17 protein-coding genes are annotated in these 20581 nt (G+C 63.3%); 7 read left to right on the top strand and 10 right to left on the bottom strand.

The annotated features are described in order from the left end of the window. Window positions 1-134: 134 nt before the first annotated feature. Complete coding sequence (locus ACX3OW_RS08690; RefSeq protein WP_459095355.1) at window positions 135-623, top strand: peroxiredoxin; 489 nt, start codon at window positions 135-137, stop codon at window positions 621-623. Between the two features lie 65 nt (window positions 624-688). Further along, window positions 689-1825, top strand: coding sequence for a M23 family metallopeptidase (locus tag ACX3OW_RS08685; protein ID WP_459095354.1), 1137 nt, complete (start codon window positions 689-691; stop codon window positions 1823-1825). Between the two features lie 184 nt (window positions 1826-2009). Here the strand turns inward: ACX3OW_RS08685 and prfB are convergent. Then, window positions 2010-3132 (bottom strand): peptide chain release factor 2 gene (gene prfB, locus ACX3OW_RS08680; protein ID WP_459095353.1). Its coding sequence is split into 2 segments (ribosomal slippage): window positions 2010-3062 and window positions 3064-3132, totalling 1122 coding nucleotides; the frame shifts between segments, so codons are not numbered across the junction. Window positions 3133-3264: 132 nt separating this feature from the next. Here prfB and ACX3OW_RS08675 point away from each other — a divergent pair. Further along, window positions 3265-3738 carry a hypothetical protein gene (locus tag ACX3OW_RS08675; protein WP_459095352.1) on the top strand — a complete coding sequence of 158 codons (474 nt, stop codon included), beginning with the start codon at window positions 3265-3267 and terminating at the stop codon, window positions 3736-3738. Between the two features lie 39 nt (window positions 3739-3777). Here ACX3OW_RS08675 and ACX3OW_RS08670 read toward each other — a convergent pair whose 3' ends face one another. The 3 genes from ACX3OW_RS08670 to ACX3OW_RS08660 form a co-directional block, all read right to left on the bottom strand. Beyond that, window positions 3778-4272: a peptide deformylase gene (locus ACX3OW_RS08670; RefSeq protein ID WP_459095351.1), complete on the bottom strand. Its 495-nt coding sequence runs from the start codon at window positions 4270-4272 to the stop codon at window positions 3778-3780. Beyond that, complete coding sequence (locus ACX3OW_RS08665; protein ID WP_459095350.1) at window positions 4272-6800, bottom strand: penicillin-binding protein 1A; 2529 nt, start codon at window positions 6798-6800, stop codon at window positions 4272-4274. The genes ACX3OW_RS08670 and ACX3OW_RS08665 overlap by 1 nt, the downstream gene beginning before the upstream one ends. 182 nt (window positions 6801-6982) lie before the next feature. Further along, window positions 6983-8212 (bottom strand): N-acetylmuramoyl-L-alanine amidase, encoded by a 1230-nt coding sequence (locus tag ACX3OW_RS08660; protein WP_459095349.1) that lies wholly within the window; start codon window positions 8210-8212, stop codon window positions 6983-6985. 643 nt (window positions 8213-8855) lie between these two features. On the opposite strand from ACX3OW_RS08660, the gene ACX3OW_RS08655 reads away from it, so the two are divergent. Beyond that, window positions 8856-11579: an Rne/Rng family ribonuclease gene (locus ACX3OW_RS08655; RefSeq protein WP_459095348.1), complete on the top strand. Its 2724-nt coding sequence runs from the start codon at window positions 8856-8858 to the stop codon at window positions 11577-11579. A 298-nt stretch (window positions 11580-11877) separates the two neighbouring features. Here the strand turns inward: ACX3OW_RS08655 and ACX3OW_RS08650 are convergent, their stop codons facing one another. Further along, window positions 11878-12426, bottom strand: a complete 549-nt coding sequence (locus ACX3OW_RS08650) for a DUF1643 domain-containing protein (protein WP_459095347.1) — start codon at window positions 12424-12426, stop codon at window positions 11878-11880. Continuing rightward, window positions 12423-13325 carry a bifunctional methylenetetrahydrofolate dehydrogenase/methenyltetrahydrofolate cyclohydrolase FolD gene (gene folD, locus ACX3OW_RS08645; protein ID WP_459095346.1) on the bottom strand — a complete coding sequence of 301 codons (903 nt, stop codon included), beginning with the start codon at window positions 13323-13325 and terminating at the stop codon, window positions 12423-12425. The genes ACX3OW_RS08650 and folD overlap by 4 nt, the downstream gene beginning before the upstream one ends. Before the next feature lie 91 nt (window positions 13326-13416). Here folD and ACX3OW_RS08640 point away from each other — a divergent pair, with 91 nt between their 5' ends. Beyond that, window positions 13417-13851, top strand: coding sequence for a DUF1801 domain-containing protein (locus tag ACX3OW_RS08640; protein WP_459095345.1), 435 nt, complete (start codon window positions 13417-13419; stop codon window positions 13849-13851). 342 nt (window positions 13852-14193) lie between these two features. Further along, the gene (locus tag ACX3OW_RS08635; RefSeq protein ID WP_459095344.1) at window positions 14194-15669 is read left to right on the top strand and encodes an AMP nucleosidase; all 1476 of its coding nucleotides are present in this window, start codon (window positions 14194-14196) and stop codon (window positions 15667-15669) included. A gap of 89 nt (window positions 15670-15758) precedes the next feature. On the opposite strand, the gene eno is transcribed toward ACX3OW_RS08635, so the two are convergent. Next, window positions 15759-17036, bottom strand: a complete 1278-nt coding sequence (gene eno / locus ACX3OW_RS08630; RefSeq protein ID WP_459095343.1) for a phosphopyruvate hydratase — start codon at window positions 17034-17036, stop codon at window positions 15759-15761. Window positions 17037-17227: 191 nt separating this feature from the next. Between eno and ACX3OW_RS08625 the strand changes: the two genes are divergently transcribed. Next, window positions 17228-17659, top strand: a complete 432-nt coding sequence (locus tag ACX3OW_RS08625) for a VOC family protein (protein WP_459095342.1) — start codon at window positions 17228-17230, stop codon at window positions 17657-17659. 473 nt (window positions 17660-18132) lie between these two features. On the opposite strand, the gene ACX3OW_RS08620 is transcribed toward ACX3OW_RS08625, so the two are convergent. From ACX3OW_RS08620 to ACX3OW_RS08610, 3 genes are read right to left on the bottom strand one after another with little or no spacing between them, the layout of a single operon-like run. After that, entirely contained in the window at window positions 18133-18309 is a 177-nt protein-coding gene (locus ACX3OW_RS08620; RefSeq protein ID WP_459095341.1) for a DUF4169 family protein, read from the bottom strand. Window positions 18310-18356: 47 nt separating this feature from the next. Continuing rightward, a complete protein-coding gene (locus tag ACX3OW_RS08615) occupies window positions 18357-18857 on the bottom strand; it encodes a GNAT family N-acetyltransferase (protein ID WP_459095340.1) in 501 nt (166 codons plus the stop codon). After that, window positions 18857-20485, bottom strand: a complete 1629-nt coding sequence (locus ACX3OW_RS08610; RefSeq protein ID WP_459095339.1) for a CTP synthase — start codon at window positions 20483-20485, stop codon at window positions 18857-18859. Before ACX3OW_RS08610 ends, ACX3OW_RS08615 begins: the two co-directional genes overlap by 1 nt. Window positions 20486-20581 lie beyond the last annotated feature (96 nt).

Genomic DNA, 20581 nt, shown 5'->3' with positions numbered 1-20581 from the left:
AACGAGGCTTTGCCGGTATTTCTGGCACCCCAAGAATCAACCGCATAAGGCGGTCACTTGCCCAATGATACCGGCTGCAATATGGCACTGACACCCACATTATCGCGCACGCACCCCAGTTGAGGACAGGTTCCATGCCGGATTTGAGCGAAGGCGACATTGCTCCAGACTTCACGCTACCCCTGGATGACGGCTCCAGCTTCCATCTGGCGGCCGAGCGCGGCCGGCCCGTGGTGCTGTTTTTCTATCCCGAGGACGATTCGGGCGGCTGCACCGACGAGAATCGCGAATTCTCCGAACGCGCCGAAGCCTTCGCGCAACTGGGCGCCCGGCTGGTCGGGATTTCGCCCGACACCGTGGCCACTCACCTCAAATTCCGCAAGAAATACAATCTGGTACTGCCGCTGGCTGCCGACCCGGATCATGTGGCCATCGAGGCCTTTGGCGTGTGGAAGCTCAAGAAGCTCTATGGCCGCGAGTTCATGGGGCTGATCCGCACCTCATTCATCATCGATGAAGAGGGCCGTGTCGCCCGCATCATCCGCGCCACCCGCATTCTCGGCCACGCCCAGAAAATGCTCGATGCCCTGGCGCTCCATGTCGCTGACACGCCTCACAAATAGCCTTTGTTAACCATGGCGGGTCATACTCCGCTCACCATGTTCTTCGGCGTCACGGGGTATGTTGCGTGCGTAACCAGGCCAGTTTCGGGCGCTCCGATAGCGGAGCTGCCAAGCCCAGCCGTCCCGGCGTCCACCCTGCCCTGTTCTACGGCATGTTCACCCTGCTGCTGGCCGGCAACGGCCTGCTCGGCACTGCCGTCCTGTTCTCGCCCGATATTTCCAAGCTGCTGAGCGGCCAGAACGAACAGGTCATCGAAGCTTACGAAAACCGCATCGCCCAGTTGCGGGTGGAAGTGGACCGCTTGCATTCGCGCAGCTATGCGCAGGCCGGCGACATCAATTTGCAGTTGCAGGAACTGGCCCAGCAGCAGGACGTGCTGCTCGAACAGCATCAGCTGGTGCGCGTGCTGGTCGACAAAGCCGGCGAATTGGGCATCGAGGCGGTCGCCGCCATGCCGATGGCCAGCCCTGACACCGCCGCCCTTACCCCGGGCGGCAATCCCGATATCAATGCGACAGCCGCCGCCGTGGCCCAGATGATGGGCGAAACCCAGTTCGCCATGACCTCCATTGCCGAAACCGCCACCGCGCGGACCGACAGCATCGTCTCCGAACTGTCCGGCCTCGGCATTCGCGTATCCCTGCCGGCGCAACTGGATGGCGTCGGCGGCCCGCTGCTGGCGGCGCTGGACGATGCCGAGCCATCCCCGATGATCGATGACGCCAATGCCGTGATGGCGGCGCTGATGCGCTACAAGGTGGCGCGCGACAGTATCGACGGCGCGCCGATCCACATGCCGATCACCGGCAGCTTTCGCCAGAGTTCCACCTTCGGCAACCGCACCGATCCGTTCACCGGTGGCCGGGCTTTCCATTCGGGGCTCGATTTCGCCGCCCCAAGCGGCACCACGGTGTTCAGCGCCGGCAAGGGCGTGGTGAGCTTTGTCGGCACCAAGTCAGGCTATGGCAAGGTGGTGGAAGTCACCCATGCCAACGGGCTGATCAGCCGCTATGCCCATCTCTCCGGCTATCTCAGCGCCGAAGGCCAGGCGGTCAATACCGGCACGCCTATCGCCAAGGTCGGCTCCACCGGCCGCTCCACCGGCCCGCATCTGCATTTCGAAGTGCGCAAGGCCGACAACCCGATCAACCCCAAGGCCTTCCTCGAAGCCGGCAAGCGCCTGCTGGCGCTGCTGGGGTAGTTTTGGGCCGTGGGCGGCTCTCTCCGCAGGGCGGTGCGTGGGGCACCCCCACCCTTGATCCCTCCCCACAAGGGGGAGGGAGACGATGAACACAGCCATCTCAACCTGCGCCTCCCTCCCCTTGATGGGGAGGGAATGAGGGTGGGGTGGGGTGGGGCCAAGCACACCGGCCCACCAGCTTCGATTAATCCGACACGACATCCGTGGCGACACCAACACGCTGGGCCAATGCGGCTTCCATGAATTCATCCAGATCACCATCCAGCACCAAAGCCGGCTGGCCGCTTTCGACGGCGGTGCGCAGGTCCTTGACCATCTGGTAGGGCTGCATCACGTAGCTGCGGATCTGGTGGCCCCAGCCGATATCGGTCTTGCTCGACGCCTGGGCGTTGGCCGCCTCTTCGCGCTTCTGCAATTCGGCCTCGTAGAGCCGCGACTTCAGCATCGCCATGGCGGTTGCCCGGTTCTTGTGCTGGCTGCGCTCCTGCTGGCAGGCCACGACGATGCCGGTGGGCACGTGGGTGATGCGGATGGCCGAGTCGGTGGTGTTGACGTGCTGGCCACCGGCGCCCGAGGAGCGATAGGTGTCGACCTTGAGGTCGGCGTCGCGGATTTCGATGTCGATGGAGTCATCGACCACCGGATAGACCCAGACGCTGGAGAAGCTGGTGTGGCGGCGCGCCGCCGAATCATAGGGGCTGATCCGCACCAGCCGGTGCACGCCGCTCTCGGTCTTCATCCAGCCATAGGCATTGTGCCCCTTGATCAGGATGGTCGCCGATTTGATACCCGCCTCTTCGCCATCGTGCATTTCGATGACTTCGACCTTCATCTTCCGCCGTTCCGCCCAACGGGTGTACATGCGCAGCAGGATATTGGCCCAATCCTGGCTCTCGGTGCCGCCGGCGCCGGAGTGGATTTCGACATAGCAGTCATTAGCGTCGACTTCGCCCGAGAGCAGCGTCTCGATCTGGCGACGGCGTGCCGATTGCTTGAGTTCAAGCAGCGCATTCTCGGCTTCCTTGACGATTGCGGCGTCGCCTTCGGCTTCGCCCATCTCGATCAATTCGACATTGTCGCGGATGCCGGCTTCCAGCTCGCGCACGGTTTTGACCGCGACGTCGAGTTCATCGCGGTCGCGCATGGCGCCGCGGGCCTTTTCCGGATCATTCCAGAAATCGGGGGATTCAGTCTGCGCGTTCAGCGCGTCGAGGCGAAGTTCTGCAGTATCCCAGTCAAAGATGCCTCCTCAGCAGGGTCAAAACCTGCTCGATTTCGGCGACGGTCTTTTCGATTTCCGTACGCATTGGACAATTCCTTCAGTAACGGCGCTCCGTTTAGCGGACCGGGAGAGTGGGATCAACCCGCCCCATCAGCATGTCATTGTCGTCGCTTCGGCGCCGATCTATTATCCGTCCCGCCTGTGAGGAGGTATAATCATGTTTGCAAGACTGATTACCGTCGGCGCGACCGTCCTGGCTATGGGATCAATCGCGCTGGCGCAGGACGTGTCTGTCGCCAAAGGGGAGCGGATTTCCAAGATCGGGGGCTGTCACGATTGTCATACCCCCGGCTTTGGCGAGGCCAATGGCGTGCTGGACCCCGCCATGGCGCTGATCGGTAGCCCGGTGGGTTACCAGGGCCCCTGGGGCACCACCTATGCCGCTAATCTGCGTCTGGTCGCCGCCAAATATTCGGAAGACGAGTTCGTCACCTATCTGCAGACGTTCGAGGCGCGGCCGCCCATGCCCTGGTTCAACGTGCATGTGCTCGACGAGTCCGAGCTCCGCTCGCTGCACCAATATATCATCTCGCTGGGCGAGCCGGGCGAACCTGCCCCCAGCTATGTGCCGCCGGGCGAAACCCCGAAGACACCCTATTTCGTCTTCGTGCCGGTGATGCCGGGAGGCTGACGCCACTACGGGTCTGCGCCCACGGCGCGGGCCCCTCTATTAGCGCTGCGACTTAGCGAATTTACGCAGGGCCGTGTCCCGCTTGATGCGCGAGACCCGGGAGAGAAAGAACACGCCATTCATCTGCTCGATCTCATGCTGGGCGACGCGGGCGACAAACCCATCGAAGCGCTGCTGCTGGCGCACGCCATCGGCGTCATAATAGGCGATCTCGGCCCAGATCGGCCGCAACACCGGAACCTCGATGCCCGGCAGCGATACCGAGCCCTCCATGCCAGCAGCCGTCTCGTCGGCGGTCTGGATGATTTCGGGGTTATACAGCACGCGATAGTCGCGCTGGCTCAGCTCCGTCGCCACACTGATCACCACCAGCGGTTCGGCAAGGCCCAGATGCGCCGCCGCCAGACCATAGGCCTGCGCTTCTCGCGTGGCGGCGAGCAAAGCTTCCCCAGCCCCCAGCATGGCCGCATCGACCGGCCGGGCCGGTGCGCACTGGCTCAAAGCGGCGTCGGGATAGACGACGAAATCACCCACTAGAACAGCCCGCCACGCCCGAGATTGGGCTGCACCCACTGGCCGGTATTCTGATCATAGACCAGGCGATTGCCGTCGGTTTGCGGCTGCGGCGTGCCCTGCTGCGGCGCAAAGCCCGAGTCATATTGCTGCTGCATCTGCTGCTGGCGCAGGGCGGCATCATAGGCATTGACGTCGACGCCGATCACCGAGGTCATCTGGTTCGGCCCGGTGCCGGGCTTGAACGCTTCCTCAATCGCCGCCTCGCCCTCGAAGGCTTTGACGCCGGAATTGGGGTTGATCCAGGCCGTGCTCATGCCGGGCGGCACGTTGAACGGCGTCGGCGGCTTGCCGGCGAGCGCCTTGGCCATGAATTCGGTAAAAATCGGCACGGCAAAGCTGCCGCCGGTCACCGAGCTGCCCATCGAGCGCGGCTGGTCGTAGCCGACATAGACGCCAACCACCAATTCCGGGGTAAAGCCGACGAACCAGGCGTCCTTGTAGTCATTGGTGGTGCCGGTCTTGCCGGCCACCGGGCGGTTGAGCCCCTTGGCGCCGGTGCCGGTGCCGCGCTGCACCACGCCTTCCATCATCGAGGTGATCTGGTAGGCCGTCATCGGATCGAGCACCTGCTCGCGATTGTCGACGATCAGCGGCTCGCCCTGCCCGCTCCAGCCCTCGGCGACGCAGCCCTGGCAAAGGCGCTGGTCGTGCTTATAGACGGTGGCGCCATAGCGATCCTGAATCCGGTCGATCAGCGTCGGCACGATCTTGCGGCCGCCGTTGGCAATGGTGGCATAGGCGGCGGTCATCCGCATATCGGTGGTTTCGCCGGCCCCCAGCGCCATCGCCAGCACTGGCTGCATGGTGTCGTAGACGCCGAACATCTTGGCATATTCGGCCACCAGCGGCATGCCGATATCCCGAGCCAGCCGCACCGTCATGACGTTACGACTGCGCTCGATGCCGCGCCGCAGCGTCTGCGGGCCATAAAACTGCTGCGCGTAGTTTTCCGGCCGCCAGATCGAGCCATCGGCATTGCGGATCTCCACCGGCGCATCCAGCACCACCGAGGCCGGCGTATAGCCATTGTCCAGCGCTGCCGCATAGACGATGGGCTTGAATGACGAGCCGGGCTGGCGCAGCGCCTGGGTGGCGCGATTGAACTCGCTCAACGCGTAGGAGAAGCCGCCGACCATCGACAGCACGCGGCCGGTGCGCGGGTCCATCGCCACCAGCGCGCCTTCGATTTCGGGGATTTGCTCGAGCGTATAGATGCCATCCTTGCCCGCAACCGGCGAGACATAGACCACATCCCCCACTTTAAGGATGTCCTGCACCGGCTTGGAAACCCATTTGATTTCCGGGCCGGACAATGTGCCTTCCAGCCGTGCTTCCGCGACACCGCCGCCGGCGACGATTTCGGGGCGCAGGCCAATATGGGCCTCATTGCTCCCGACCTCGAGCACCACCGCCAGCTGCCATTCGGGCACGTCATTCAGCGGGATGACCTTGGCGACATCCAGACCCCAATCCTCGCCGATTTCGATGCTTGCCACCGGCTCGCGGAACCCCTTGGTGTGGTCAAAGGCGATCAGCCCGTCCATCACCGCCTTGCGGGCATATTCCTGCAGCTTGGGATCAAGCGTGGTGCGCACCGATAAACCACCGCCATAGAGCTGGTCCTCGCCATAGAGCTTGGCCAGCTCGCGGCGCACTTCCTCGGTGAAATAGCCGGCCGAATACAGCCGATTGCCCGAAGCGCGCGGCACCACGGTCAGCGGCTCCTCGCGGGCCTCCGCCACCTCTTCGGGGGTGACGTAGCCATTCTCCTGCATCCTATCGAGCACCCAGTTGCGGCGTTCGACAGCAGCTTTGGGATTGCGGAACGGATGGTAATTATTGGCGCCCTTGGGGAGCGCGGCGAGATAAGCCACTTCCGACAGCGTCAGCTGATACAGCGCCTTGTCGAAGTAGTTGAGCGCCGCCGCCGCCACGCCATAGGTCTGGCCGCCCACCGTGCCCATGAAAATCTCGTTGAGATACAGCTCGAGAATCTTGTCCTTGGAGAAGGTCGATTCAATCCGGATCGCCAGCAGCGCTTCCTGAATCTTGCGGTCCCAGGTCTGCTCGCTGGTCAGCAGGAAATTCTTGGCGACCTGCTGGGTGATCGAGGAACCGCCACCCTGAATCGCCGAATTGCCATCCATCCGCGCCAGCAGATTGTCGCGCAATGCGCGGACCACCCCATCGATGGAAATGCCACCGTGATTGTAGAATTCCTTGTCCTCGGCCGACAGGAACGCCTCGATCAGCAGCGGCGGCATGGTTTCGATCGGCTGGAACAGCCGGCGCTCGCGGGCGAATTCGGCCAGCAGCGCCCCATCGGCGGCATGCACGCGCGTCGTCACCGGCGGCTGGTAGTCCTTGAGCACGGTATAGTCGGGCAATTGGGCGGCGACCGAGGTCAGATACACCGCCGCCACGCCGATTCCGGCGAGCGCCAAGAACATCCCAAAGCCAAAAATCCAGCCGAGCAAGCGCAGCATATAGTCATTCTCTCCGGCGGCGGACCAGCGTCGGCCCGCCGAAAACCATCCGACGCGGCGCCTGCGGAGCGCGCCCGACACACCGCAGAATCATACCAGACAGCGACCCGAAAGTGGATCAAAAGCCCGACATGACAGAGCGTTACCCGGCGCTTGGCGCAGCCCGTGACGGAATTATCACATCACTCGTCGGGGGCCAGGCTGTCGAAATAGGTGGAAATGCCCCGCGCCAGCGCGTCGGCGGTACGGTCCTGCCATTGGCCCTGCAGCAGATTGGCCATGTCGTCGGCGTTGGATAAAAACCCCAGTTCCACCAGCACCGACGGCACATCAGGCGCCTGCAGCACGAAGAAATCGGCCTGCCGCACTGGGAAGCGGCGCAGTTCGACGCTCGGCTCCAGTTGATGCACGATGGCCTGTGCCGCCATGAACGAGAGATGCCGCATTTCGCGCCGCATCAGATCGAGCAGGATATCCACTACGGCAGGCGCCATTTGCGGCATGGCGAAGCCGGCGATCACGTCGGTCTTGTTCTCGCTATCGGCCAGCACCTTGTCGAGCACATCGGTGGCCTTCTCGTCCCTGGTATAGACGCTGGCGCCCCGGATTTCGGGCTGCTGGAAGCTGTCGGCATGGATCGAGATGAACAGATCAGCCTTGTTGGTCCGCGCCAGCGCCACGCGTTCCTCCAGTCGCAGAAAAGTATCGTCCTGCCGGGTCAGCGCCACATCGAAGCGCCCCGAGCCCACCAGCAATTCTTGCAGGCGCAGCGCAAAGGCCAGCACGATGTCCTTTTCCCTGATGCCCGTCGCCGTCTCCGCGCCGCTGTCGATGCCGCCATGACCGGGGTCGATAACCACCAGCGGGCGCGTCGCAATGGGCAGTTCCGAGCCGCCGGCGGGTGTCGGCGCCGTCGCGACCGGCGCTACCGTGCCGGCCAGGTCGCGCGCCACATTGGCGGCAAATTCGTCAGCCGTCGCCGGGATGATATCCACCACCAGCCGGGCCGGCTGATCCTCGAACGGATCGAGCACATAGGCCTGCTGCACCTGTGCGGGCGCAGACAGCACCAGCGTGGTGCGCACCCGGTCGGGCGCCGCCTGCTCCACCTGATAATCGGCAATCATGCCCTCGCCCGCCGGTTCGCCATTCGGCTCCGGCACCGACAGGGTCGCCGCCCGCACATCGATGGCCAGCCGATCGGGGTCGCTCAGCGACACCAGCGCGAATTCGGTCCGGTCCGCCAGATCGATCACCAGCCGCGCCCGCTCCGGCGTGGCCGAGACGCGCACATCCATGACATTGGGCAGCGCAATCGGCGCCGTCGCCACCGGCGCAGCGTCGGCGGGCACGTCCTGGGCCTGCACCGCGCCAAGCACAGCGCAGGCGACCACCAGCTGAAGAACAAGCAAACGAAGGGATTTCAACAAGCGCAGACCGGCCCCATATTCTTGTCAGCGCCCTGTGCCACCCGGATCGGGCGATTCTACGGCGCGTCGGCTCTTATGCGATGATTTGCACAGCGGGCCAAGAACGCCCGACACAACCTCCGACACAATGGTTTGAGCGTGTCGATTTTGACTTTCCTGTTGCCATTCTGATGCAACATCCCTACACGCTAAACAGGAGGCGCATGCTTCTTGCGGAACCAGTTTTATGTTGCCCCTCGGGCAAATGACAGCGGCGCGGGAGGTGGCCAGCCAACGGGGCGGAGAAAATTCCCCGAAGACTGGTTCAGAAGCGGCAAATCCTGCGCTTCGCGACAAATTTCGGTCCCCCTGGACCGGACGGTTGCCATTCATCCCTGGATGTCAGGCAACCCAATAGGAAGAGGTCAGATGGCCCGCAAGCGGACAGAACGCGACGCGATCGAGATTACCGATTGCCGTTTTGCCACGCTGCATCTTCCGGCCGTGACCATACATACCCGCGCGCTCAAGGCAGAGCTTCTGCGCGCCAATCCCCCCAAACCATTCGCCTCGCACAGCGCCACCAGAAGGATGCCGGCTATCCGGCGGCCTCTTGTCGGCGCGCGAGCGCGCGGAGTTCACTTTTATGGCTACCAAGAGAATGCTGGTGGATGCCATCCACCCGGAAGAAACACGGATTGTCGTTACGGCGGGTAACCGCCTTGAGGAATTCGACTTTGAATCGGCCCAGCGCCGCCAGCTGCGGGGCAATATCTACCTCGCCAAGGTAACGCGCGTTGAGCCGTCGCTGCAGGCTGCCTTCGTGGAATATGGCGGCAATCGCCATGGCTTCCTGGCCTTCAGCGAAATTCACCCCGACTATTACCAGATCCCGGTTGCCGACCGCGAAGCCCTGCTGCGCGACGAAGAGGCCGAGGACGATCATCATGATGATCACCACGACGACGAGATCTCGTTGCCGGAAGGCGTCACCGAGCCCGACGCCGACGCCGATCCGCAGGATGATGGCGACGCCAGCCATATCGAACAGGCCCCGGTCAATTCCGAGCCGGTCGAATCGATCGGTGGCGCCGACGCGCTTGAGGAAGTGCCGGAGCGTCGTCGTTCCAGCAATAATCGCCGTCACTACAAGATCCAGGAAGTCATCAAGCGCCGGCAGGTGATGCTGGTGCAGGTGGTCAAGGAAGAGCGCGGCAATAAGGGCGCGGCTCTCACCACCTACCTGTCGCTGGCTGGCCGTTATTCGGTGCTGATGCCCAATACCGCCCGTGGCGGCGGCATTTCGCGCAAGATCACCAACGCTGCCGACCGCAAACGCCTCAAGGAAATCACCTCCGATCTGGAAGTGCCGCAGGGCATGGGCGTGATTTTGCGCACCGCCGGCGCCTCGCGCACCAAGGCCGAGGTCAAGCGCGACTTCGAATATCTGATGCGCCTGTGGGAGAGCGTGCGCGAGCTGACGCTCAAGAGCCAGGCTCCGTGCCTGGTCTATGAGGAAGGCTCGCTGATCAAGCGGACCATTCGCGACCTCTACAACAAGGACATCGATGAAGTGTTCGTGGCGGGCGACAACGCCTACCGCGAAGCCAAGGACTTCATGCGCATGATCATGCCGAGCCACGCCAAGAACGTGCAGCTCTACAAGGATGATCAGCCGCTGTTCTCCAAGTATGGCATTGAAGCCCAGCTCGATTCGATGTTCTCGCCCACGGTCACCCTGCCCTCCGGCGGCTATATCGTGATCAACCCGACTGAAGCGCTCGTTTCCATCGACGTGAACTCGGGCCGCTCCACCAAGGAGCACAATATCGAGGACACCGCGCTCCAGACCAATCTGGAAGCCGCCGAGGAAGTCAGCCGCCAGCTCCGCCTGCGCGATCTGGCCGGCCTGATCGTCATCGACTTCATCGACATGATGGAGAACCGCTCCAACCGGGCCGTCGAGCGCAAGCTCAAGGATTGCCTGAAGGACGACCGCGCCCGCATCCAGGTTGGCCGCATTTCGCACTTTGGCCTGATGGAAATGAGCCGTCAGCGCATCCGCTTCGGCGTCGTCGAAAGCTCCACCCACAAGTGCCCGATCTGCGACGGCACCGGGCTGGTGCGTTCGGTCGAGTCGCTGGCGCTGATGATCATGCGCCATATTGAGGAGCATGTGCTGCGCCGCCAGGGCCAGTCGATCAACGTCCGCGTCCCGGTCGACGTCGCGCTCTACATCCTCAACTTCAAGCGCGAGACTCTGGTCGCGCTGGAAATCCGCAATCAGCTGTCGATCACCATCACCGCTGACGGCAAGTTGACCGGTCACCAGTTCGCCATCGAAAAGGGCGAAGCCCGCGTCATGGCCTACACCGACACCCGCGTCACCGAGCACGTCCGGGTTGATAGCGCCATCATCGAAGACGCCGATGAGGACGAGATCGACGAAGTCGAGGTCGAGGCCGAAGTCGAAGAGCAGCCCGCCGAAGCCGGTGAAGGCGAAAACGGCCGTCGCCGTCGCCGTCGCCGCCGTCGTGGCGGTGAACGCAGCGACGACGCCACCGCCCAGCCGCAGCGCGCTGCAGCTCCGGTCGCCGTCGAAAGCGAGACCGAAGCCGACGCCGAGGGTGACGCTGACGACGAGGGCAATGACGCGCCGGCATCCGGCGATGCCCAGTCCGATGACGAGCCGCGCAAGCGCCGTCGCCGGGGCCGCCGTGGCGGTCGCCGCAATCGTCGCGATGGTGAAGAGACCGGCACCAATGCCGCAACGTCGGACGACAGCGTAACGGTCACCGAGACCGAAGCGGTTGCCGTCGAGGCTGCGCCTGAAGTGGCCAAACTCGAACCGGTCGCCGCCGACGCTCCGGCCGAAAAGCCCAAGCGCACCCGTCGCAAGAAGGTGGAAGAGACCGCTGAGTCCGCACCGCTGGAATCGGCTCCGGTCGCAGCAGTGCCCGAGGCTGATGCCGACGCTGAAGCCGAAGCGCCTGCCGCTGAGGAAAAGCCCAAGCGCAAGCCGCGGGCTCGCAAGCCCAAGGCCGAAACCGCTGAAGCCGCTCCGGCTGACTCGGTGACTGAAGCTGCCGCGCCCGTCGCCAAGGCCCCAGCCCGCCGGCCGGCTGCCCCCAAGGCGGCTCCGGTTGCAGCTGCGCCAGCTGAGACCGCACCGGTTGCGGCTGCACAGGCTGAGGCAACACCCGCTGACGAGGCCGAAGCGCCCAAGCCGCGCCGCGCCAAGAAGGAACTGCCGGCCGAGGGGGTTGTCGTGACCTCCAGCGCCGCCCCCAAGGCGGAAGCCGAAGGCGAGGAGCAGCCCGAGCCGAAGAAGAAAGCCGGCTGGTGGCAGCGCCGCCTCGGTCTAGGCTAGAAACACCAAAGGCGGCCTCCGGGCCGCCTTTTTTTTGATCTGAGTGGAGCGCGTGGCGCTTGCGGCGAGCCCCCTCACCCGTCCCAAACGCGGTGTCATCCCGGCCTTGAGCCGGGACCCATCCTGAGATGAATCCACCGGCGCGATCCGAGGATGGGCCCCGGCTCAAGGCCGGGGTGACATCGTGGGGTGGGGCGAGATGTGTGTTTGGCCACCGGCCAAATCCCCTCGCCCCGCCGGGGAGAGGGTTAGGGTGAGGGGTGCGATTGCCGGACACCACACGCCCCTGCGGACAATCCTACCCCTCGAACCGCACCAGCGGCGTATCCGCCCGCAAATACAGCGGATGCTTGGGCGAGCCATCACCATTGGTACCGAAGCACCACAGCCCCACGCCATCGCCGCGCAATGCCGCCACCAACGCCGCCCCGGCCGGCGCCAGCGCCTTGTTGAGCTTGCCGTGGCACAGCACCACCAGATCGGCTCCCGCCGCTGCCTGGAGGATCGCTGGCAGATTGGCGTCGGACACCGCCACCACGCCGGGTTCGAGCAGCATCTTGGGGTGGGTGGCGCGATAATCGCCGACATTGGCCTTGACCATCGCCGCATAACCTTCGCGATTGGCAAAAGTCCATTCGCGGGCGCAGGTGGGGTCGTTGACCGTGGCGTCGGCGGTGCTGGGGTTCATGCCGATAAACAGCACATAACGCTCGGGGAAGCGCTCGCCGGTCCAGCGCCGCATCAGCTGGCGGTGACGGCCATCTTGGCTCATCACCGCGTCGCCATTGACGCCCGGCATCAGTTTCAGCCGGACTTTGCCGCCAGGGTCATGCGCCTCAAGGCTCATGCCGTCAGATCGCTCGGCGGCACCAGGCCGTGGATCAGCGAGGCGGTGGTGATCGTATTGGCCAGCAGGCACGCAATGGTCATCGGCCCGACGCCGCCTGGCACCGGCGTAATGGCGCCCGCGACGTCCTTGGCCGTAGCGAACTCCACATCGCCCACCAGCCGCGTCTTGCCCTCGCCCTTGTCCGGCGCCGGCACGCGATTGATGCCCACATCGATCACCGTGGCGCCCGGCTTGATCCAGTCGCCCTTTATCATCTCGGGGCGGCCAACCGCGGCAACCACGATATCGGCGCCGCGCACCACGTCCGCCAGATTCTGCGTCTTGGAATGGGCGACGGTGACGGTGCAGTTCTCGCGCAGCAGCAGTTGCATCATCGGCTTGCCGACCAGATTGGAGCGGCCGATGATCACCGCATTGAGCCCGGCCAGCGAACCCAGCTGATCGCGCAGCAGCATCAGACAGCCCAATGGCGTGCAGGAGACCGGCCCCGGCAACCCGATCTGCACCTTGCCGACATTGGCGGGGGTGAAGCAGTCGACATCCTTGGACGGCACGATGGCCTCGATCACCTTGATGGAATCGATATGGGCCGGAAGCGGCAATTGCACAAGAATGCCATGCACTTGCTCGTCGCTGTTCAAGCGCCGAACCAGCTCCAGCAATTCGGCTTCGCTGACATTTTCGGCCAGCTCATATTTGAACGAGGCCATGCCCACTTCGGCGGTCTGCTTGGCCTTGTTGGTCACATAGACTTGGCTGGCCGGGTCGTGCCCGACAATCACCACGGCGAGGCCCGGGGTAATGCCATGTTCGGCCTTGAGGCGGCTCACATGGCCGGCGACGCGGGTCCGCAGTCCCTCGGCAAAACCCTTGCCGTCGATGATCTTGGCCGTCATGGAAACCTCCTGATGCTGCAACGTGGCGCAGCAATAGAAAAGACGGCGGGCTTCGTCTACCGTCTTGGAGCAAACAGCACGCGGAGCGGCCATGTATAAACAGAAGACCCAGGCTGATACCGGCGATGTCGATGAATTTCTGGCAGCCGTGCCGGACCCGGTCAAACGCTCCGACAGCTATGCCTTGATCGCCCTGATGCAGCAGGTCAGCGGCGAGCCACCCGTGCTATGGGGCAGCATGATCGGCTTCGGGCGCTACCACTATAAATACCCCACCGGCCATGAGGGTGACGCCTTCCTCATCGGCTTCGCGCCGCGCAAAGCCGAATTCAGCCTCTATCTGATGGGCTGCTATTTCCCCGAGGAGACCGAGCGCCGCGATGCGCTGCTGGCGCGGCTGGGCAAGCACCGCATGGGTAAGGCCTGTCTCTACATCAAGCGGCTCAGCGATATCGACATTGAGGTGGTGCGCGAGCTGAGCGAAATCTCGGTGCGCGTATTGCGCGCGACCTATCCCGATCCGTGAAAAGAAAAAAGACCGCAATGGCATTGCTGCCATTGCGGTCTGGGGAACGTCGGCCAACCGCGCTGTTGAGGGCTTGGGGGACAAGCGGCCAGCACATCGTTCCTCGCTCACCGGTTTGCATGGGTCGCTTGCCGTGCCAGTGAACTGCCTGAGAAGATGGGGGCCAATTGCGGCAATAAAAGAGCCCATCACACCGATGTGAAACAAGTGCTAGATCGGCCCCACAGTTGAAGCGCCGCCCAGAAGCTGTCATCTAAAATAGCTAGACGTTGCCCGGATACGCAGCGCCCGATTCCGCCCGCAGGCAGGCCCGATCCGGGGTCTGCGAGATGAAAGAGCACCATGACCACAATCAGCCCGCCACGCCTCGATAAACAGTCCTTCACCGATCCGGCACTGGCCTGGGAGCATCTGGCGGCGCTCTATCACCGCAATACCAGCTTCATTCGCGGCCATCTGGCCGAGCTGGCGCGGGGCGTGGTGCCCGAGGGCCGCGTGCGCGCCTGCTACCCGCAGGTGGAAGTGCGCTCCACCAGCTATAGCCGGCATGAGAGCACCCTGCCCTATGGGTTCCTGCATACCCCCGGCCTCTACCGCACCACGGTGACGGCGCCCGATCTGTTCCGCACCTATTTCCAGGACCAGTTCGCCGCCATTCTCAACAATCACGGCGGCACCATCGACATCGCCGAATCCGACACCCCGATCCCGCTGCATTTCGCCGTGCAGGCCAATGAGCGGGTTGATGGCGAGGCGCTCAACGCCCTCAACATCCCGCTGCGCGACGTGTTCGATGCGCCCGATCTGGCCAATACTGACGACGAAATCGCCAACGGCACCTTCGTGCCCCCCAAGGGCGGACCCTACCCGCTCTCGACCTTCACCGCGCCGCGCGTCGACTATTCGCTGTTCCGGCTCAGCCACTACACCGGCACCGACGCTGCCCATTTCCAGAACTTCGTCATCTTCACCAATTACGCCTTCTACATCGACGAATTCTGCCGCATCGCCAAAACCTATATGCAGGACGGCCACACCCACTACGAGAGCTTCATCGAGCCCGGCAATGTGGTGACCGACAACGCCCTGCGCGGCGGCAATGTCGCCGGCACCGCCCCGGTGCGCGCGCCGCAAATGCCGGCCTATCATCTGACCGCTCCCAAGGGGCGCGGCATCACCATGGTCAATATCGGCGTCGGCCCCTCCAACGCCAAGACCATCACCGACCACATCGCCGTGCTGCGCCCGCATGCCTGGATCATGCTGGGCCACTGCGCCGGGTTGCGCAATTCCCAGGAGCTGGGCGATTACGTGCTGGCCAATGCCTATGTGCGGGAAGACCATGTGCTCGACGCCGATCTGCCGCTGACCGTGCCGGTGCCGGCGCTGGCCGAAGTGCAGGTGGCGCTGGAACAGGCAGTGGAGGAAATCACCCACACCGCCGGCGTCGAAACCAAGAAGATCATGCGCACCGGCACCGTCGCCACCTTCGACAACCGCAATTGGGAGCTGCGCGACCAGACCGAGATCGTGCGCCAGCTCAGCCAGTCACGCGCCGTGGCGCTGGACATGGAAAGCGCCACCATCGCAGCCAACGGCTTCCGCTTCCGCGTCCCCTACGGCACCCTGCTCTGCGTCTCCGACAAGCCGCTGCATGGCGAGCTGAAACTCCCCGGCATGGCCTCGGACTTCTACCGCACCCAGGTCAACCGCCATCTGCAGATCGGCCTGCTCGCCATGGAAATCCTCCGCGACCAGCCCGCCGAACGCCTGCATTCGCGCAAATTGCGCAGCTTTGCGGAAACGGCGTTTCAGTAGGGCCTCCGGTTCATCCCCAACCGCGGCGGCTCAAAACAAAAAAGCCCGGCATCACTGCCGGGCTTTTCCAATTCAAATCACCAAAAACCTTAGCGGCCCTTGACCACCGAATAGCCGGCATATTTCGCCGTCGAGCCGAGCTGCTCTTCGATACGGATCAGCTGGTTATACTTGGCCAGGCGATCCGAGCGGCTCAGCGAGCCCGTCTTGATCTGCCCGCAGTTGAGCGCCACGGCGAGGTCGGCAATGGTCGAATCCTCGGTTTCGCCCGAGCGATGCGACATCACCGAGGTGTAGCCGGCGCGGTGCGCGGTATCGACGGCATTAAGCGTTTCGCTGAGCGAGCCGATCTGGTTGACCTTGACCAGGATCGAGTTGGCGACGCCCATCTTGATGCCCGACACCAGACGCTGCGTGTTGGTGACAAACAGATCGTCGCCCACCAGCTGCACCTTCTTGCCGATGGCTTCGGTCAGCGCCTTCCAGCCGTCCCAATCGTCCTCGGCCATGCCGTCTTCGATGGTGATGATCGGGAAGCGATTGGCCAGATCTTCGAGGTAGCGCACGTTCTCGTCCGACGACAGCGACTTGCCCTCGCCGACCATCTCGTATTTGCCGCCCTTGTAATATTCGGTCGCCGCGCAATCGAGGCCGAGGAAAATGTCCTCGCCCGGACGATATCCGGCCTTTTCGATCGAGCGCATGATGAAGCCCAGGGCTTCGTCGGAGGAGCCGAGATTCGGCGCGAAGCCGCCTTCGTCGCCCACATTGGTGTTGTGGCCGTCAGCCGACAGACCCTTCTTCAGCGTGTGGAAGATTTCCGAACCGATGCGCACCGCGTCGGCCAGGTTTTCCGCGCCCACCGGCAGGATCATGAATTCCTGCATGTCGATCGGGTTATCGGCATGCTCGCCGCCATTGATGATGTTCATCATCGGCACCGGCAGCACATGCGCGTTCGGTCCGCCGATATAGCGGTAGAACGGCAATTCGCTCGATTCGGCGGCGGCCTTGGCCACAGCCAGCGACACGCCCAGAATGGCGTTGGCGCCGAGGCGCGACTTGTTCGGCGTGCCGTCGAGTTCGATCATTGCCTGATCGACGCCGAGCTGGTCCAGCGCGTCCATGCCCTGGATTTCGTCGAAGATGGCGACGTTGACGTTCTCGATGGCCTGGGTCACGCCCTTGCCGCCATATTTCTGGCCGCCATCGCGCAATTCAACGGCCTCATGCGCGCCGGTCGATGCGCCTGACGGCACCGCGGCCCGCCCGAAGCTGCCGTCGTCCAGCACCACATCGACTTCGACCGTGGGATTGCCGCGGCTGTCATAGATCTGGCGGCCGGAGACGTGGATGATTGAAGACATCGGATAAAGCCCTTTCCCGGATGGGATTGCACAGTGTTCGCGTCTTCCTAGACGGCTCAGGTGACAAGTAAAAGGGGGCAGCCCGCAAAAGCCGTCCCAGCGCGCCGAAAAGCCGCCAATCGCCGCAACCAGCATTGGCGGACACCGCGAAATCGGCTTGTATTGGCGATAGTGCAACGCAAGGACGCCGAATGACCAAGCCCCTGATCAAGCAGGTCGCCCATACCTGCATTTTCGCCCACGACCTCGACGCCACCGAGGCGTTCTACCGCGACGTGTTCGGCATCCCCACCGCATTCAATTTCCAGCGCGGCCCCGACCGCATCGGCTATTACCTCGATTTCGGCGCGCGCACCTTCGTGGAAGTGTTCCGCAAGGCCGAATCCAGCTTCGCCGAAACCAACCAGATCAACCACATCTGCCTCGAAACCGAAGACCTCGACGCCCTGCTCACCCATGTGCAGGCCCAGGGTGTCACCATCACCGACAAGAAACTCGGCGCCGACGGCACCTGGCAGTCCTGGACCAATGACCCCAACGGGGTGAAGCTGGAGATCTTCCAATACACCGCCGACAGCCTGCAGTTTAAACCGCATGGCTCGGTGTGTGAGGTGACTTGGTAGGGTTTGGGCCGGCCTGATGGATCGGGGCTCCCCCACCCCCTCCCAGCCTCCCCCATCAAGGGGGAGGTGGCGTTCGGTGGTTGTGACGGGATCATGCCACGAGAGTGGAGAGATACCTCCCCCTTGATGGGGGAGGCTAGGAGGGGGTGATGGTTTGGGCACGATCCCGCCCCCACCACGGTGTCACCCCGGCCTTGAGCCGGCGCCCATCCTCAGATCAAGCCGCTGACCACATCTCAAGATGGGGCCCGGCTCAAGGCCGGGATGACATCGCGTTTGATTTGCCGGCAACAGCCCAATAGCTCCAGACCGATGGACTAGCGGACAAGATCAGACCTCCCCACACCGTCACCACCCGACTTGTTCGGGTGGTCCAGAGGATACTCGACCATCGCTGGATTGCCGGGACAAGCCCGGCAATGACGGCGGAACTAAAATCAGGATGCGTTGGACGACCGACCGAGCACGCCCCCCTACTCGTCCTTCTTGTGCCCATCGATCCGCCGCTCAGCCAGCGCCTTCTCCGCCGCCTGCGTCAGCTTCTCGGCCTTGCTCCGCCCAAACAGCACACGGTTCTGCGTCGCCTGCGTCTCCTTGTCGGCGCGGGCCTTCTGCTTGCGGAAATTTTTGAGGTTGATGATCTCGGCCATAGCATGCCCCTCAGGATTGCAACGCCACTATAGCGCGCTAAAGCCGATCAGGCGACCGGCCGCATGAGCGCCAGATAGATGCTGTGGCACCATTCCTCGCCGAGCAGAAAGGTGTTCTGGGCCCGCCCGGTCTCGACAAAGCCCAGCCGGGCCAGCACGGCCAGCGACGCCAGATTGCGCGGGTCAACATCGGCTCGCAACTCGGTGGCGGCGGTCTGGGTGAAGGCATAGTCGACAAAGGCTCGCGACGCCTCGGTGGCAATGCCCTGCCCCCAATAGTCCCGATGCAGCATGAAGCCGAAATCGGGCAACCGGCCAGCGCCGACCGTGCCGATGACACGGCCATCCATTTCAATGAGGAAATCTTCGCCGCCCGCCGCCGTGCGAGCGATCATCTGCTCCAGCCAAGGGCCCGTCACAGCGCGACTGGCATGGGGCAGTGTTGACCAGTAGCGCATGGCCACCGGGTCACTCATGATCTCGAACATGGCGTCGAGATCATGCAGATGCGGGCGACGGAGCAGCAGGCGCGCCGTCGCAAGTTCCATCAGACCAACCGGCTCTGATCCATCGCGGCAGCAATGAAGCTGGCGAACAGCGGATGCGGCTCAAACGGCTTCGACTTTAGTTCCGGGTGGAACTGCACGCCGATGAACCACGGATGGTCGGTGCGCTCGACGATTTCCGGCAGCTTGCCATCAGGCGACACGCCGGAGAACAGCAAGCCGTTCTTTTCCAGCAGCTTGCGGTAATCCATGTTCACCTCATAGCGGTGACGATGGCGCTCGGAAATCCGGGTGGTGCCGTAAATGTCGGCCACCCGCGAACCGCGCGTCAGCTGCGCCGGATAGGCGCCCAGCCGCATGGTGCCGCCCAGATCGCCTTCGGAGGCGCGGGTCTCGGTGTCGTTGCCCTTGACCCACTCGGTCATCATGCCAACCACCGGCTCCTTGGTCGGGCCAAATTCGGTGGAGGAGGCATTCTTGATGCCGGCGGTGTTGCGGGCCGCTTCAACGCAGGCCATCTGCATGCCGAAGCAGATGCCGAAATACGGCACATCCTTGACGCGGGCAAAGCGGGCTGCCTCGATCTTGCCGGCCGAACCGCGCTCGCCAAAGCCGCCCGGCACCAGAATGCCATGCACATGCTCAAGATAGGGCGCCGGATCGTCGCGCTCGAACACTTCCGAGTCGATCCACTGCAAGTTCACCTTGACCTTGTTGGCGATGCCGCCATGGATCAGCGCCTCCGACAGCGACTTATAGGCGTCCTTGAGGCCGGTATATTTGCCGACGATGGCGATATTGACCTCGCCCTCGGGGTTATGCACGCGGGCCGACACCTGCTCCCAGGCCGACAAATCCGGCGCCGGAGCGTCGGTAATGCCGAAGGAGGCGAGGATTTCGGTGTCGAGGCCTTCCTTGTGATAGGCCAGCGGCACGTCATAGATCGAGCCGACGTCGAGGCCCTGGATGACGGCGCTTTCGCGCACATTGCAGAACAGGCTGAGCTTCTTCTTTTCCCCATCGGGGATGGGCCTGTCGCAGCGCACCAGCAGCACATCGGGCGCAATGCCGATGGAGCGCAGCTCGCGCACCGAATGCTGGGTCGGCTTGGTCTTGAGTTCACCGGCCGAGGGAATATAGGGCATCAGCGTCAGATGCAGATAGCAGGCGTGGTTGCGCGGCAGATCATTGCCGAGCTGGCGCAGCGCCTCGAAATACGGCAGGCCTTCGATATCGCCGACCGTGCCGCCGACTTCGACCAGCACGAAATCGAATTCTTCGTTGCCTTCAACGACGAATTCCTTGATCGCGTCGGTGACGTGCGGAATGACCTGCACGGTAGCGCCGAGATATTCGCCGCGGCGTTCCTTGGCGAGAATGTCGGAATAGATCCGGCCCGTGGTGATGTTGTCGCGCTTGTTGGCCGCGCGGCCCGTGAAGCGCTCATAGTGACCAAGATCGAGATCAGTCTCGGCCCCGTCATCCGTGACGAACACTTCGCCATGCTGGGTGGGCGACATCGTGCCCGGATCAATATTGAGATAGGGGTCGAGCTTCCTCAGGCGGACCTTGTAGCCGCGCGCTTGCAGCACGGCGCCAAGCGCCGCCGATGCAAGACCTTTACCCAATGAGGAGACCACGCCTCCGGTGATGAATACGTACCGAGCCATGGGCGTTCACCTTAATCACATCAGCGCCGATTCGCAGAGCGGGCAAGCCGATCTACACAAAAAGAAGAAGGGGATGTTGCCATCCCCTTCTTTTGC

This window comes from Devosia sp. A449 (assembly GCF_054489375.1).
This window is presented reverse-complemented; position numbering and strand designations above follow the sequence as displayed.

Excerpts from the sequence above, each read along its gene's own strand:
- ACX3OW_RS08690 (WP_459095355.1), top strand. The coding sequence starts at position 135 with ATGCCGGATTTGAGCGAAGGCGACATTGCTCCAGACTTCACGCTACCC.
- ACX3OW_RS08675 (WP_459095352.1), top strand. The coding sequence starts at position 3,265 with ATGTTTGCAAGACTGATTACCGTCGGCGCGACCGTCCTGGCTATGGGA.
- ACX3OW_RS08665 (WP_459095350.1), bottom strand. The coding sequence starts at position 6,800 with ATGCTGCGCTTGCTCGGCTGGATTTTTGGCTTTGGGATGTTCTTGGCG.
- ACX3OW_RS08655 (WP_459095348.1), top strand. The coding sequence starts at position 8,856 with ATGGCTACCAAGAGAATGCTGGTGGATGCCATCCACCCGGAAGAAACA.
- ACX3OW_RS08650 (WP_459095347.1), bottom strand. The coding sequence starts at position 12,426 with ATGAGCCTTGAGGCGCATGACCCTGGCGGCAAAGTCCGGCTGAAACTG.
- folD (WP_459095346.1), bottom strand. The coding sequence starts at position 13,325 with ATGACGGCCAAGATCATCGACGGCAAGGGTTTTGCCGAGGGACTGCGG.
- ACX3OW_RS08640 (WP_459095345.1), top strand. The coding sequence starts at position 13,417 with ATGTATAAACAGAAGACCCAGGCTGATACCGGCGATGTCGATGAATTT.
- ACX3OW_RS08635 (WP_459095344.1), top strand. The coding sequence starts at position 14,194 with ATGACCACAATCAGCCCGCCACGCCTCGATAAACAGTCCTTCACCGAT.
- eno (WP_459095343.1), bottom strand. The coding sequence starts at position 17,036 with ATGTCTTCAATCATCCACGTCTCCGGCCGCCAGATCTATGACAGCCGC.
- ACX3OW_RS08625 (WP_459095342.1), top strand. The coding sequence starts at position 17,228 with ATGACCAAGCCCCTGATCAAGCAGGTCGCCCATACCTGCATTTTCGCC.
- ACX3OW_RS08620 (WP_459095341.1), bottom strand. The coding sequence starts at position 18,309 with ATGGCCGAGATCATCAACCTCAAAAATTTCCGCAAGCAGAAGGCCCGC.
- ACX3OW_RS08615 (WP_459095340.1), bottom strand. The coding sequence starts at position 18,857 with ATGGAACTTGCGACGGCGCGCCTGCTGCTCCGTCGCCCGCATCTGCAT.
- ACX3OW_RS08610 (WP_459095339.1), bottom strand. The coding sequence starts at position 20,485 with ATGGCTCGGTACGTATTCATCACCGGAGGCGTGGTCTCCTCATTGGGT.